Origin of the sequence: Klebsiella sp. R445, assembly GCF_051131755.1 — a bacterium.
GTDB lineage: Bacteria > Pseudomonadota > Gammaproteobacteria > Enterobacterales > Enterobacteriaceae > Klebsiella > Klebsiella lignicola.
The window spans coordinates 1,437,390-1,451,068 of sequence record NZ_CP180446.1 but is presented as its reverse complement, the minus strand read 5'-3'; the positions used below and the strand labels follow the sequence as shown (position 1 = coordinate 1,451,068).

Sequence of the window (13,679 nt, the reverse complement as noted above, 5' to 3'; positions counted from 1 at the left end):
AATAGTTATGAAGCTTAATGGAAAGCGCAGGAAATTCTGGTGGCTGCTGGCCGTCATCGTACTGGCCATGGCCGTTTGGGGATGGCGGATATTGAATGCGCCGTTACCGCAGTATCAGACGCTGGTGGTGCGCCAGGGGGATTTACAGCAGAGTGTGCTGGCGACCGGTAAGCTGGATGCCCTGCGTAAGGTCGATGTCGGGGCACAGGTAAGCGGGCAGTTGAAAACGCTGCGGGTGAATATCGGCGACAAAGTCCAGAAAGATCAGCTGCTGGGGGTGATCGACCCCGAGCAGGCAGAAAACCAAATTAAAGAAGTCGACGCCACGCTGATGGAGCTTCGCGCCCAGCTCAATCAGGCGCGTGCAGAGCGCAAGCTGGCGGCGGTCACCTTAGCGCGTCAGCAGCAGCTGGCCCAGCGTCAGCTGGTATCACGCCAGGAGCTCGATACCGCAGCCACGGATTTGGCAGTGAAAGAGGCGCAAATCGGCACCATTGAGGCGCAGATTAAGCGTAATCAGGCAACCTTAGATACCGCAAAAACCAACCTCGACTACACGCGCATCCTGGCGCCGATGTCCGGTGAAGTGACGCAAATTACCACCCTGCAAGGGCAAACGGTGATCGCTGCGCAGCAGGCGCCGAACATCCTGACGCTGGCTGACCTCAGTACCATGCTGGTGAAAGCCCAGGTCTCTGAAGCCGATGTGATTCACCTTCGTCCCGGGCAGAAAGCGTGGTTTACGGTGCTCGGCGATCCGCTGACCCGTTATGAAGGACGCCTGAAAGATATCCTGCCGACCCCGGAAAAGGTCAATGACGCCATTTTCTACTATGCCCGCTTTGAAGTGCCGAACCCGCAGGGCATTCTGCGCCTGGAGATGACGGCTCAGGTGCATATCCAGATGGCGGAAGTGAAAAATGTCATCACCATCCCGCTTAGCGCGCTGGGCGATGCTGTCGGCGATAACCGGTACAACGTGCGTCTGCTGCGTACCGGCGAGGTCAAAGAGCGTGAAGTGACGATTGGCGCACGCAACGATACCGATGTTGCGGTGGTGAAAGGGCTGGATGAGGGTGATGAAGTGATCACCGGCGAAAGCCATGCCGGGACCGCAAAATGACCGCATTGCTGGAACTGTGTGATATCCGCCGCAGCTACCTCTCCGGTGACGGCAGCGTGGATGTGTTGAAAGGGGTCACGCTGAACATTGCTGCCGGTGAAATGGTTGCCATCGTCGGGGCCTCCGGCTCGGGTAAATCGACCTTAATGAATATCCTCGGTTGCCTCGATAAACCGACCAGCGGCACCTATCGCGTGGCCGGGACGGACGTTGCGCAGCTGAGCGGTGACGAACTGGCCCGGCTGCGTCGGGAGCATTTTGGTTTTATCTTCCAGCGTTACCATCTGCTGTCGCACCTGACGGCGGCACAGAACGTTGAAGTTCCGGCGGTTTACGCCGGTACGGAACGGCGGGCGCGTCTGGAGCGGGCACGCGAGCTGCTGGTGCGGCTGGGCCTTGGCGATCGGGCGGAGTATCAGCCTTCGCAGCTCTCCGGCGGCCAGCAGCAGCGCGTCAGTATTGCCCGGGCGCTCATGAACGGCGGCGAGGTGATTCTGGCCGATGAACCCACCGGCGCGCTGGATAGCCGCTCGGGGGAAGAGGTGATGGCGATCCTCCATCAGCTGAAATCCCAGGGACATACGGTGATCATCGTCACCCACGATCCGTTAGTAGCGGCGCAGGCTGAACGGATCATCGAGATCCACGATGGCGAAATTGTGCGTAACCCGCCTGCGAAGGAAACAACCGGCGGCGTGCCGCGTCAGGCGAAGCGGGCGGAGCCTTCTCCGTGGCGCCAGTTCACCAGCGGATTTCGTGAGGCGCTGGTGATGGCCTGGCGGGCGATGGCGGCGAACAAAATGCGCACGTTGCTGACTATGCTCGGCATTATCATCGGTATCGCGTCAGTGGTGTCGATTGTGGTGGTCGGGGATGCGGCGAAACAGATGGTGCTGGCGGATATTCGCGCTATTGGTACCAACACCATTGATGTCTATCCCGGCAAAGATTTCGGCGATGACGACCCTCGCTACCAGCAGGCGCTGAAGTATGACGACCTGCTGGCAATTCAAAAGCAGCCCTGGGTGAGCTCTGCGACGCCTGCGGTGTCAAAAAGCCTGCGCCTGCGTGCAGACAACGTTGACGTTGCCGCCAGCGCGGAAGGGGTAGGGGCGCAATATTTTAACGTTTACGGGATGACCTTCAGCGAAGGCAACACCTTCAACGAGCTGCAGCTTAACAGCCGGGCGCAGGTGGTGGTGCTGGATAGCAACACCCGTCGTCAGCTGTTCCCGCATAAAACGCGTGTCGTCGGTGAAATCATTCTGGTGGGCAATATGCCAGCCACCATCGTTGGCGTGGCGGATGAGAAGCAGTCGATGTTTGGCAGCAGTAAAATTCTGCGGGTGTGGCTGCCGTACTCCACCATGGCCGGCAGAGTGATGGGACAATCGTGGTTGAACTCCATTACCGTGCGCGTACGTGAAGGTTATGACAGTGCGACCGCTGAACAGCAGCTGCTGCGTCTGCTGGAGCTCCGTCACGGCAAAAAAGATGTTTTTACCTGGAATATGGACAGCATCTTGAAAACGGCGGAACGGACCACACATACATTACAGCTGTTTCTGACCCTGGTGGCGGTGATTGCACTGGTGGTGGGCGGTATCGGAGTGATGAATATCATGTTGGTATCGGTGACCGAGCGGACCCGTGAAATTGGTATTCGGATGGCTGTCGGGGCGCGGGCCAGCGATGTGCTGCAGCAGTTTTTGATCGAAGCGGTGTTAGTCTGCCTGGTCGGCGGCGCGCTGGGTGTGACGTTATCGTTGATGATCGCCTTCGTTCTGCAGCTGTTTTTGCCCGGCTGGGAGATCGGTTTTTCGCCGCTGGCGCTGGTCACCGCCTTTTTATGTTCGACGTTGACCGGCGTGCTGTTTGGCTGGCTTCCGGCTCGCAATGCCGCGCGACTTGATCCGGTGGACGCGCTGGCCCGCGAGTAGAAACAAAAAAATGCCAGTCAGAAGGACTGGCATTTTACTGGCGGGATGTACACAATGAAGCGAAAGCGTTATGCAGCCACTTCGGCTTCCACAGGAACAATCACGCTGGCGTGATTGCCTTTCGGCCCCTGGTGAACATCAAACCGAACGGCTTGTCCGGCTTTTAGCGTTCTGTAACCATCCATCTGGATGGTGGAGTAATGGGCGAAAATGTCTTCGCCGCCGCCCTCAGGGCAGATAAAACCGAACCCTTTGGCATTGTTGAACCACTTAACAGTACCCATTTCCATACTTCGACATCCTTCGTAATTCTTTATAAGTAAGATGGAATGAACCGGCAGTGGAGTGACGAGTTGTTCAAATGCTCGCCAACTCTCGCCAGTACAATTTAGAGAAATACGGAAATGCGTCAAGCGATTGACGGTAATGGAAGGCGAAAAATGCGTCAAAATTTGAAGCAGTTAACGCTATTGCCGGGGAATGTGACAGACATCGCGGATGGAAGTAATAGATGATAGTTATCTATGATCTATTGTAGATTTGTGATGTGCATAGCCACTGGTCATCAACAGGCCGCCGCCTGTTGGCAACAGCAACCATTGATGAACATTGACGATGAGTAAGAGAGATTGGCTGGATTTCGATCAGCTGGTAGAAGACGAAGTTCGTAATGAACTTAAACCACCATCTATGTATAAAGTGATATTGCTCAATGATGACTACACTCCAATGGAGTTTGTTATTGACGTGTTACAAAAATTCTTTTCTTATGATGTAGAACGTGCAACGCAACTGATGCTGACGGTTCACTATCAAGGTAAAGCGATTTGTGGTGTATTTACTGCAGAAGTTGCGGAAACCAAAGTCGCGATGGTGAACGAATACGCGAAGGAGAACGAGCATCCATTGCTGTGTACGCTAGAGAAAGCCTGAAGACAGGCATGAAAATTGGGGGAGGTGCCTATGCTCAATCAAGAACTGGAACTCAGTTTAAATATGGCTTTCGCCAGAGCGCGCGAGCACCGTCATGAGTTCATGACCGTCGAGCACTTGTTGCTGGCGCTGCTCAGCAACCCTTCGGCCCGCGAGGCGTTAGAAGCCTGCTCCGTGGACCTGGTGGCGCTGCGTCAGGAACTCGAAGCCTTCATCGAACAGACCACACCCGTACTGCCCGCCACGGAAGAAGAGCGCGACACTCAGCCGACGCTGAGTTTCCAGCGTGTGCTGCAACGCGCGGTCTTCCACGTCCAATCCTCTGGCCGCAGTGAAGTCACCGGCGCCAACGTTCTGGTCGCGATTTTCAGCGAACAGGAATCGCAGGCGGCCTATCTGCTGCGTAAACACGAAGTCAGCCGTCTCGACATCGTTAACTTCATTTCTCACGGTACACGCAAAGACGAGCCGAGCCAGCCTTCCGATAACAGCGGAAGCCAGCCCAGCAATGAAGAGCAAGCAGGCGGGGAGGATCGTATGGAAAACTTCACCACCAATCTCAATCAGCTTGCTCGCGTCGGCGGAATCGATCCGTTGATCGGCCGCGAAAAAGAGCTGGAGCGTGCGATTCAGGTTCTGTGCCGTCGCCGGAAAAATAACCCGCTGCTGGTGGGCGAATCTGGGGTCGGTAAAACCGCCATTGCCGAAGGGCTTGCCTGGCGTATTGTGCAAGGCGACGTGCCAGAGATTATGGCCGATTGCACCATCTACTCGCTGGATATTGGCTCTCTGCTGGCGGGGACAAAATACCGCGGTGATTTTGAAAAACGTTTCAAAGCGCTGCTTAAGCAGCTTGAACAGGATACCAACAGCATTCTGTTTATTGACGAAATCCACACCATTATCGGTGCAGGTGCGGCTTCTGGTGGCCAGGTCGATGCGGCCAACCTGATTAAACCGCTGCTCTCCAGCGGCAAAATTCGGGTGATGGGCTCAACCACTTACCAGGAGTTCAGCAACATCTTCGAAAAAGACCGTGCTCTGGCGCGTCGCTTCCAGAAGATTGATATTACCGAACCTTCTGTGGAAGAGACGGTGCAGATCATCAACGGCCTGAAACCGAAGTACGAAGCGCACCACGATGTGCGTTACACCGCGAAAGCGGTACGTGCGGCGGTCGAGCTGGCGGTGAAATACATTAACGACCGCCATCTGCCGGACAAGGCTATCGACGTGATCGACGAGGCCGGGGCACGGGCGCGTTTAATGCCAGCCAGCAAGCGTAAGAAAACCGTCAACGTGGCGGATATCGAGTCGGTGGTGGCGCGGATTGCCCGTATTCCTGAGAAGAGCGTCTCGCAGAGCGATCGCGATACGCTGAAAAATCTCGGCGACCGTCTGAAAATGCTGGTCTTTGGTCAGGGTAAAGCGATTGAAGCTTTGACTGAGGCCATCAAGATGGCGCGTGCGGGCCTGGGCCACGAGCACAAACCTGTTGGTTCATTCCTCTTCGCCGGGCCGACCGGGGTCGGGAAAACCGAGGTGACCGTGCAGCTGGCGAAAGCGCTGGGTATTGAGCTGCTGCGTTTTGATATGTCCGAATATATGGAACGTCATACCGTCAGCCGTCTGATTGGCGCGCCTCCGGGTTACGTCGGTTTCGATCAGGGCGGGTTGCTGACCGATGCGGTGATTAAGCATCCGCATGCGGTGCTGCTGCTGGATGAGATCGAAAAAGCGCACCCGGACGTCTTTAACCTGCTGCTGCAGGTGATGGATAACGGCACGCTGACCGACAATAACGGCCGCAAGGCGGACTTCCGTAACGTGGTGCTGGTGATGACCACCAACGCCGGGGTGCGTGAGACCGAGCGTAAATCAATCGGCCTTATCCAGCAGGATAACAGCCCGGATGCGATGGATGAGATCAAAAAGATCTTTACGCCGGAATTCCGTAACCGTCTCGACAACATTATCTGGTTCGATCATCTCTCTACAACGGTGATCCATCAGGTGGTGGATAAGTTTATCGTCGAGCTGCAGGTTCAGCTGGATCAGAAAGGCGTCTCGCTGGAAGTGAGTCAGGAAGCACGAGACTGGCTGGCAGAAAAAGGCTACGACCGGGCAATGGGCGCACGTCCAATGGCGCGTGTTATTCAGGATAACCTGAAAAAACCGCTGGCTAACGAGCTGCTGTTTGGTTCGCTGGTTGATGGTGGGCAGGTGACCGTCGCACTGGATAAAGAGAAAGGTGCGTTGACCTATAACTTCCAGAGTGCACAGAAACATAAACCGGAAACGGCGCACTAAGTTCTACCGTGCGGTTATCGCAAAAAACCGGCCTGTTGGCCGGTTTTTTTATGCCGCTATTTTAGCCGGCTGCAGAAATGAAAAGGCCGGAAATTATCCCGGCCTTCAGCATCTGACGCCACGAGGGCGGAAAACTATCAGCGACTACGGAAGACAATGCGGCCTTTGCTCAGGTCGTACGGGGTCAGCTCAACAGTCACTTTGTCGCCCGTCAGAATGCGGATGTAGTTCTTACGCATTTTACCGGAAATATGCGCAGTTACCACGTGACCGTTTTCCAGTTCTACGCGGAACATTGTGTTAGGCAACGTGTCAAGTACGGTGCCCTGCATTTCAATATTGTCTTCTTTGGCCATCTAGTCCTCTGGGGTATCACTACCGTAGTTTTGAACCGGCAAGATAATGCCGAAGTTCAGCGAGTAAGTAAAGTCTTTACGTTATCCCCGGCATACTTCAAATTGCGTGGGCGTTGGCTGTCATCGTTCACCTCAGTCGCTTACTTCAGTAAGCTCCTGGGGATTCACTGCGTCGCCGCCTGCCTGCCACTCGAATTATTTAGGGTATAGGCGCTTTTATCTTTCTGGCTGTCTTCGCTTACGCGGTCACATAGTTATTGATGTGCCAGGGGCTTATCGTTGCCAACCCGACGCATCCTAAATTATTCAGGATATAAATTTCTGAAGTAGTTTTGGCGCATTGCCCGTAATCCACACGGAAAAGCCGTATGACAGGCGCAAACGTAAAGGGGGAGTGACAGAACGATGGGCGTTATCTGACTCTTATTATTCCCAAACGGCGGCGGGGCAACAGGCAGAAGCTACTCTACTGCGCAATTATACCATCATGGTGAAAAATGTGCTGAAAACATTTACGCATGACCGGCAAATAGCACCCTCGGTACCCAAAACCGTGCAGGAAGATGGCAGGTACGTAATTCAGCCAGATGGTCAAGATAATCACGGCGAGGGATTTCGACGGCGCCAAGCGATGCCGTATGATTATTCAGCACCTGGCAGTCAATCAATTTACCGCCATCGTGGGCAAATACCTGGCTGAAAATCAGTAATGCCGTTTTTGAGGCATTTTCTGCATGGCTGAACATCGACTCACCACAAAACAATGCCCCCTGAGCCACGCCATACATGCCGCCCACCAGGGTGTCGTCTTGCCAGACTTCAATCGAGTGCGCATGGCCCAGCTCATGGAGCTGGTGATAGGCCTTAACGATGCCGGGGGTGATCCACGTGCCTTCGTCACGGTTCTCGGCGCAACCTTCAATGACCTGACCAAACGCATGGTTGAGCGTGACGCGATAGGGCGAGCGTTGGTGAAAACGCTTCATGCTGCGGCTGAGGTGAAACTGTTCTGGCCACAGGACCGCGCGGGGGTCGGGAGACCACCATAAAATAGGATCGCCCGGAGAAAACCAGGGGAAAATGCCGTGCTGATAGGCCATCAACAGGCGTGACGGGCTGAGATCGCCGCCGAGCGCCAGCAGGCCGTTCGGTTCGCGCAGGGCGCCTTCCGGGGAAGGGAAGGCAATGGACTGACGGGAGAGCTGAACCAGACGCATTTTAACCTCAATACGCACCAGGCAATTGTCCAATAGACTCGCGGCGTTTCAACTGGCCACTACCGTTGTCGTTTCAGGCTAACGGCTGGCACAAGGGCACCATGTTGGTGCCCTGAAACGCCTAAAGTATATACGCAAAACGAGGGGAAATATCCCGTCTACAGACGCTGTTTAAACTGGTAATAACGCCCTTGTTTCGCCAGCAGTTCTGCGTGATTACCTTGCTCAATAATCTTCCCGTTGTCCATGATAATTATCTGATTAAAACGTGCCAGTCCGCGCAGACGGTGGGTAACCATCAGGACGGTTTTTTCACGCATCACATCACTCAGTAAATCAAGGATTTGGCTTTCTGTTGTCGCATCAAGCCCTTCGGTGGGCTCATCAAGCAGCATCAGCGGCGCATCATGCAGCAGGGCACGGGCGATGGCCAGTCGGCGTAGCTCGCCGCCGGAAAGTTGACGACCGCCTTCGCCCAACCAGGCATTGAGGCCGCTGTCTTCCAGCAGTTTCTCCAGACCCACGCGTTCCAGGGTGCTGGTGAGCTGAGCATCACTGGCGCCTGGGGCGGCCAGCAGCAGGTTGTCGCGCAGCGTGGCGCTGAACAGATGCACCCGCTGAGGAACAACGCTCATTGTCCGACGCAGGGAAGCTTCATTGATGTGCGTCAACGGTTGACCGTTAAGCAGGATCTCACCCTGCGCCGGATCCCAGGCGCGAGTCAGAAGCTGCAACAGTGTCGATTTGCCGCATCCGGTACGCCCCAGAATCGCGATATGCTCGCCTGCCTTGACCTGCAACGAGACGGTATCCAGCGCCGGAGCCGGCTGCTGCGGATAGCTAAAGGTGACCTTATCCAGGGTCAGTGCAACGCGCTCAGGCGCTTGTTCCGCACCAGACACGAAAGTGACTTCTGGCTGTTGTTCGGTAATTTGCGTAATCCGACGAGCGGAAGCAATCACCTGACCAAGATGCTGAAACGCACCGGTGACCGGGGCCAGCGCTTCAAATGCGGCCAGGGCGCAAAAAACAAACAGGGCGATCAGCGCACCAGGCTGGCTGTTTCCGCCCACCCCGGCAGAAGCCAGCCACAGCATGGCAATCACCGCGATACCGCCAATCAGCAGCATCAGCGCCTGCGACAGGGCAGTGAGATCTGCCTGGCGACGTTGTGCTTCCTGCCAGCGCTGTTCGGTCTTTTCCATCTGCGCCCGGTAGCGGTCACTGGCGCTGAACAGCATCAGCTCTGCCTGCCCTTGTAACCAGGAGGTCAACTGCTGGCGATATTGTCCGCGCTGCCGGGTGATATGTTCACCCGTCGGTTTTCCGGCGCGATAAAACAGCGGCGGCAAAATAACCAGCGTTAACAGCATGATCCCGCCCAGAGTCAGCGCCAGCGTAACGTCGAGAATGCTCAGGCCAGCGGTAACCACCAGAATGACAACCAGCGCGCCAACCAGCGGGGAGATCACCCGCAGATAGAGGTGGTCCAGCGTATCGACGTCGGCAACCACCCGGTTAAGGAGCTCACCCTGACGAAAACGCGCCAGCCCGGCAGGGGAGAGCGGCAGCAGTTTGCTGAAGGTGAATACCCGCAGATGTTGCAGCACGCGGAAGGTGGCGTCATGGCTGACGAGACGCTCAAAATAGCGACCAGCAGTACGCAGAATTGCCGCACCACGCACGCCCGCGGCCGGGAGCATATAGTTGAAGCTGTAGATCCCGGCGACACCCACTACGGCACTGGCGGATAAGAACCAGCCCGAAAGCGTCAGCAGGCCAATGCTGGCCAGCAGAGTGATAATCGCCAGGACTACGCCGATCGTCAGCAGCCAGATATGCCGCTTGTACAACGCCAGATAAGGCAATAATGCGCGCATTTAAATCTCCTCCTGACGGTGGGCTAACAGGGTCGCAAAATGACCCTCGGCAGCGGCCAACTGAGCATAGGGACCCTGTTCGACAATCTGACCGTCCCGCATCACCCAGATCGCATCCCAATCGGCGATACCTTCCAACTGGTGGGTGACCATCAGCGTGGTTTGTTGCGACGAGGCGTTAAACAACGCCTGCATCACCCGCTGCTCGCTGTGGGCATCGAGGCTGGCCGCAGGTTCATCTAATAACAGCAGACGGCAGGGCACCAGCAGCGCGCGTGCCACGGCAATGCGCTGTGCCTGGCCGACGGACAGGCGACCGGCCTGATCGCCGACCGGCGTGTGAATGCCTTGCGGCAGCTGAGAGACAAATTCGCTCACCCAGGCTTTATCCAGCGCCAGCTGGAGCTGTGCGTCGGTGGCTTCCGGCCAGGCCAACAGCACGTTTTCACGCAAGGTTGCCGCCGGGAGTTGAGGGTTCTGTCCCACCCAACTGAGCAGGCGATGCCAGCGGTTGGCGTCGAGGTCGCGCAGTTCAATACCGTTGACCAGCAGCGAACCTTCGTAAGGAAGAAAACCGGTTAATGTGCTGAGGAGTGAGCTTTTCCCCGAACCACTTTGGCCCACCAGTACCACGCGCTTGCCGGCTGGAAGCGTAAAGTTGAGCGGACCCGCCAACGTTTTTCCTTCCGGGGACTTAATCAACAAATCATGCGCTTCAAGGCGAATCAGCTCATTGTCACTGAGCACTTTTTCACCTTTTTTATCCTGTGCCAGCGGTGTTTCCATAAACGTCTTCAGGCTGTCTGCGGCGCCAATGGCCTGCGCTTTGGCGTGGTAGAAGGTGCCCAAATCACGCAGCGGCTGGAAAAACTCCGGCGCCAGGATCAGGGTCAGGAAACCCGACATCAAGGTCACCCCGACGCCATAATGGCCGAAATTCAGCTCGCCGAGATAGGAGAAGCCGAAATAGACCGCCACCAGCGCAATAGAGAGGGAGGTGAAAAACTCCAGCACGCCCGACGAGAGAAAGGCGAGGCGTAACACTTCCATCGTCCGCTGGCGGAAATCCTGGGATGCTTCACGAATATTGTCGGTTTCTGCTTCACCGCGATGAAACAGCCGCAGCGTCTCCATGCCGCGCAGGCGGTCGAGGAAATGGCCGCTTAACCGGGCCAGCGCCAGAAAGTTACGCCGGTTGGCATCAGCCGCGCCCATGCCGACCATCGCCATAAACAGCGGGATCAGCGGTGCGGTACCGAGCAGAATCAGTGCGGCTGCCCAGTTAATCGGGAAAATAGTCAGGACAATCAGCAGCGGTACGCAGGCCGCTAGCGTCATCTGCGGCAAATAGCGCGCGTAGTAGTCGTGCATATCATCAATTTGCTCAAGAATGAGCGTCGCCCAGCTTCCTGCTGGTTTGCCCTGAATCCATGCCGGGCCCGCCTGCTGTAAGCGATCGAGCACCTGGCGGCGGATTTCGCAACGAATATGCTGTCCGGCCATGAACCCCACTCGTTCACGGAACCAGACCACCCAGGCACGGAGAATAAAAATTAATGCCAGCACAATAAACGGCAGCACCAGCGCCGTTGCCGGAATATTCTCCATGATCATGCGATGAAGGATCCGCGCCAGCAGCCAGGCCTGGCCGACGATCAGCAGACCGCTAATGACCCCCAGGGCGCGGGAAATCATCAACCAGCGACGGGAGAGAATGCTTTGATTTTTTAACCAACGTGTTAACTCTTGCTGACGGGTTTTATTCATTGCGCACTTTGCAGGTGTAGTTATGAGGTTTTTAGGCTGGGCAATGTTACAACGAGGAAAAAATAAAGGCGACTTTTCGTCGCCTTCTTTACCTTTGTTACTGACTTGTAAAGATTATTTGCAAGCGTCGGCTAAACCATCAAGATAACGCTCGGCATCCAGTGCCGCCATGCAGCCGGTACCGGCAGAGGTGATCGCCTGACGATAGATGTGGTCCATCACATCGCCTGCGGCGAAGACGCCCGGAACGCTGGTCTGGGTGGCGTTGCCGTGGATCCCAGACTGTACTTTGATATAGCCGTTTTCCAGCGCCAACTGGCCTTCAAAGATGGCGGTGTTAGGGCTGTGGCCGATAGCAACAAACAGACCGGCAACGTCCAGAGACTCGATATTGTCGCTATTTTGCGTGTCGCGCAGGCGCAGACCGCTCACGCCCATCTGATCGCCGGTAACCTCTTCCAGGGTGCGGTGGGTGTGCAGCACGATGTTGCCGTTTGCCACTTTATCCATCAGGCGGTTGATGAGGATTTTTTCGGCGCGGAATGAATCGCGACGGTGAATCAGATGGACTTCGGAGGCGATGTTAGATAGATACAGCGCTTCTTCAACCGCGGTGTTGCCGCCGCCGATCACGGCAACTTTCTGGTTACGGTAGAAGAAACCGTCACAGGTTGCACAGGCGGATACGCCACGGCCTTTGAAGGCTTCTTCCGATGGCAGCCCCAGATAACGTGCAGACGCGCCGGTGGCGATAATTAAGGCGTCACAGGTGTATTCACCGCTGTCACCCACCAGACGGAAAGGACGGTTCTGCAGATCGACGCTGTTGATATGGTCGAAAATAATTTCGGTATCAAACTTTGTTGCATGCTCATGCATGCGTTCCATCAGCAGCGGACCGGTCAGATCGTTCGGATCGCCTGGCCAGTTTTCCACTTCCGTCGTGGTGGTCAACTGACCGCCTTTTTCCATGCCGGTAATCAGCACTGGCTGCAGGTTTGCGCGCGCTGCGTAGACGGCAGCGGTATATCCCGCAGGTCCAGAACCAAGAATAAGCAGTTTACTGTGTTTGGTCGTGCCCATGAGATCCCCATAATTTATTGGCATACATTGGGCTGGATTGTAGGGAATTTGTTGTCGTAAAAAAAGAGCACAGCGATTTTGTTAACGATGTGTGCAATAGAAGTAGCCGATGAATTGGTGATTTTACGAACGAGGAATATAACTAATTCTACTGTCAGCGGGACAATTATAAGATGAAAACATGAGAATCAGCGGGGGGGTATAATGAATATCTGGCATCTTGTACTAAAAATCGATGTTTTGCTTTGACAATCCCCTGTGCTTTTGCGAAAACATTCATGGAAGAAAAAAAAGTGTTTCGCGTGTGGCGAATTTTCATGCACGCAAATGCCATTTTTATCCGGGTTAGCGAAATCTACGCATGGTGTGGACAGACGCCATGCGTGATGTTGGTGACTGCCGTCAGGCAACGGGCTTCTCACGTACCCCTGGGTTACTCAATGTCGTAAAGGGTAATAACAGGATGGACTCGGGCAGTGAAGGCTCTGAGTCGGAACAGGAGTAGGGAAGGAATACAGAGAGACAATAATAATGGTAGATAGCAAGAAGCGCCCTGGCAAAGATCTCGACCGCATCGATCGTAATATTTTGAATGAGCTGCAAAAAGACGGGCGTATTTCAAACGTCGAGCTTTCTAAACGGGTGGGACTTTCACCGACGCCTTGCCTTGAGCGCGTGCGTCGACTGGAAAGACAGGGTTTTATTCAGGGCTATACGGCGCTGCTCAACCCGCATTATCTGGATGCATCACTTCTGGTATTTGTTGAGATTACTCTGAATCGTGGCGCGCCGGATGTGTTTGAGCAATTTAACTCCGCTGTGCAAAAACTTGAAGAAATTCAAGAGTGTCATCTGGTTTCCGGTGATTTCGACTATCTGTTGAAAACCCGTGTACCGGATATGTCAGCGTATCGCAAATTACTGGGCGAAACCCTGCTGCGCCTGCCGGGTGTAAACGACACCCGTACCTATGTGGTAATGGAAGAAGTCAAGCAAAGCAATCGTCTGGTTATTAAGACGCGCTAACACGGAACAGGTGCAAACTCGTCGCAGTTTGATTACACTCCTGT

At 55.1% G+C, this 13,679-nt stretch carries 11 protein-coding genes; 5 read left to right on the top strand and 6 right to left on the bottom strand.

The window, feature by feature from the left end:
• Positions 1 to 7: 7 nt before the first annotated feature.
• Positions 8 to 1,123 (top strand): macrolide transporter subunit MacA, encoded by a 1,116-nt coding sequence (gene macA / locus ACMYSN_RS06715; RefSeq protein ID WP_462497469.1) that lies wholly within the window; start codon positions 8 to 10, stop codon positions 1,121 to 1,123.
• Positions 1,120 to 3,063: a macrolide ABC transporter ATP-binding protein/permease gene (macB, locus tag ACMYSN_RS06710; RefSeq protein ID WP_462497468.1), complete on the top strand. Its 1,944-nt coding sequence runs from the start codon at positions 1,120 to 1,122 to the stop codon at positions 3,061 to 3,063. Before macA ends, macB begins: the two co-directional genes overlap by 4 nt.
• A 68-nt stretch (positions 3,064 to 3,131) precedes the next feature.
• Here macB and cspD read toward each other — a convergent pair whose 3' ends face one another.
• Positions 3,132 to 3,353 (bottom strand): cold shock-like protein CspD, encoded by a 222-nt coding sequence (gene cspD / locus ACMYSN_RS06705; protein ID WP_123756144.1) that lies wholly within the window; start codon positions 3,351 to 3,353, stop codon positions 3,132 to 3,134.
• A 325-nt stretch (positions 3,354 to 3,678) separates the two neighbouring features.
• Here cspD and clpS point away from each other — a divergent pair, with 325 nt between their 5' ends.
• Entirely contained in the window at positions 3,679 to 3,996 is a 318-nt protein-coding gene (clpS, locus tag ACMYSN_RS06700; protein WP_004860017.1) for an ATP-dependent Clp protease adapter ClpS, read from the top strand.
• A gap of 30 nt (positions 3,997 to 4,026) precedes the next feature.
• Positions 4,027 to 6,306 carry an ATP-dependent Clp protease ATP-binding subunit ClpA gene (clpA, locus tag ACMYSN_RS06695; protein ID WP_434585740.1) on the top strand — a complete coding sequence of 760 codons (2,280 nt, stop codon included), beginning with the start codon at positions 4,027 to 4,029 and terminating at the stop codon, positions 6,304 to 6,306.
• A 137-nt stretch (positions 6,307 to 6,443) separates the two neighbouring features.
• On the opposite strand, the gene infA is transcribed toward clpA, so the two are convergent.
• From infA to trxB, 5 genes are all read right to left on the bottom strand, one after another.
• Positions 6,444 to 6,662, bottom strand: a complete 219-nt coding sequence (infA, locus tag ACMYSN_RS06690; RefSeq protein WP_002211347.1) for a translation initiation factor IF-1 — start codon at positions 6,660 to 6,662, stop codon at positions 6,444 to 6,446.
• 512 nt (positions 6,663 to 7,174) lie between these two features.
• Positions 7,175 to 7,879 carry a leucyl/phenylalanyl-tRNA--protein transferase gene (gene aat, locus ACMYSN_RS06685; protein WP_462497467.1) on the bottom strand — a complete coding sequence of 235 codons (705 nt, stop codon included), beginning with the start codon at positions 7,877 to 7,879 and terminating at the stop codon, positions 7,175 to 7,177.
• Between the two features lie 158 nt (positions 7,880 to 8,037).
• Entirely contained in the window at positions 8,038 to 9,759 is a 1,722-nt protein-coding gene (cydC, locus tag ACMYSN_RS06680; protein ID WP_462497466.1) for a cysteine/glutathione ABC transporter ATP-binding protein/permease CydC, read from the bottom strand.
• Positions 9,760 to 11,526: an ABC transporter ATP-binding protein/permease gene (gene cydD / locus ACMYSN_RS06675; protein ID WP_462497465.1), complete on the bottom strand. Its 1,767-nt coding sequence runs from the start codon at positions 11,524 to 11,526 to the stop codon at positions 9,760 to 9,762. It abuts the gene before it with no gap.
• Positions 11,527 to 11,640: 114 nt separating this feature from the next.
• Entirely contained in the window at positions 11,641 to 12,609 is a 969-nt protein-coding gene (gene trxB / locus ACMYSN_RS06670; protein ID WP_123756155.1) for a thioredoxin-disulfide reductase, read from the bottom strand.
• 531 nt (positions 12,610 to 13,140) lie between these two features.
• Between trxB and lrp the strand changes: the two genes are divergently transcribed.
• Positions 13,141 to 13,635: a leucine-responsive transcriptional regulator Lrp gene (gene lrp, locus ACMYSN_RS06665; protein ID WP_002439523.1), complete on the top strand. Its 495-nt coding sequence runs from the start codon at positions 13,141 to 13,143 to the stop codon at positions 13,633 to 13,635.
• Positions 13,636 to 13,679 lie beyond the last annotated feature (44 nt).

Coding starts and splice junctions, on each gene's coding strand:
- macA (WP_462497469.1), top strand. CDS start 8: ATGAAGCTTAATGGAAAGCGCAGGAAATTCTGGTGGCTGCTGGCCGTC.
- macB (WP_462497468.1), top strand. CDS start 1,120: ATGACCGCATTGCTGGAACTGTGTGATATCCGCCGCAGCTACCTCTCC.
- cspD (WP_123756144.1), bottom strand. CDS start 3,353: ATGGAAATGGGTACTGTTAAGTGGTTCAACAATGCCAAAGGGTTCGGT.
- clpS (WP_004860017.1), top strand. CDS start 3,679: ATGAGTAAGAGAGATTGGCTGGATTTCGATCAGCTGGTAGAAGACGAA.
- clpA (WP_434585740.1), top strand. CDS start 4,027: ATGCTCAATCAAGAACTGGAACTCAGTTTAAATATGGCTTTCGCCAGA.
- infA (WP_002211347.1), bottom strand. CDS start 6,662: ATGGCCAAAGAAGACAATATTGAAATGCAGGGCACCGTACTTGACACG.
- aat (WP_462497467.1), bottom strand. CDS start 7,879: ATGCGTCTGGTTCAGCTCTCCCGTCAGTCCATTGCCTTCCCTTCCCCG.
- cydC (WP_462497466.1), bottom strand. CDS start 9,759: ATGCGCGCATTATTGCCTTATCTGGCGTTGTACAAGCGGCATATCTGG.
- cydD (WP_462497465.1), bottom strand. CDS start 11,526: ATGAATAAAACCCGTCAGCAAGAGTTAACACGTTGGTTAAAAAATCAA.
- trxB (WP_123756155.1), bottom strand. CDS start 12,609: ATGGGCACGACCAAACACAGTAAACTGCTTATTCTTGGTTCTGGACCT.
- lrp (WP_002439523.1), top strand. CDS start 13,141: ATGGTAGATAGCAAGAAGCGCCCTGGCAAAGATCTCGACCGCATCGAT.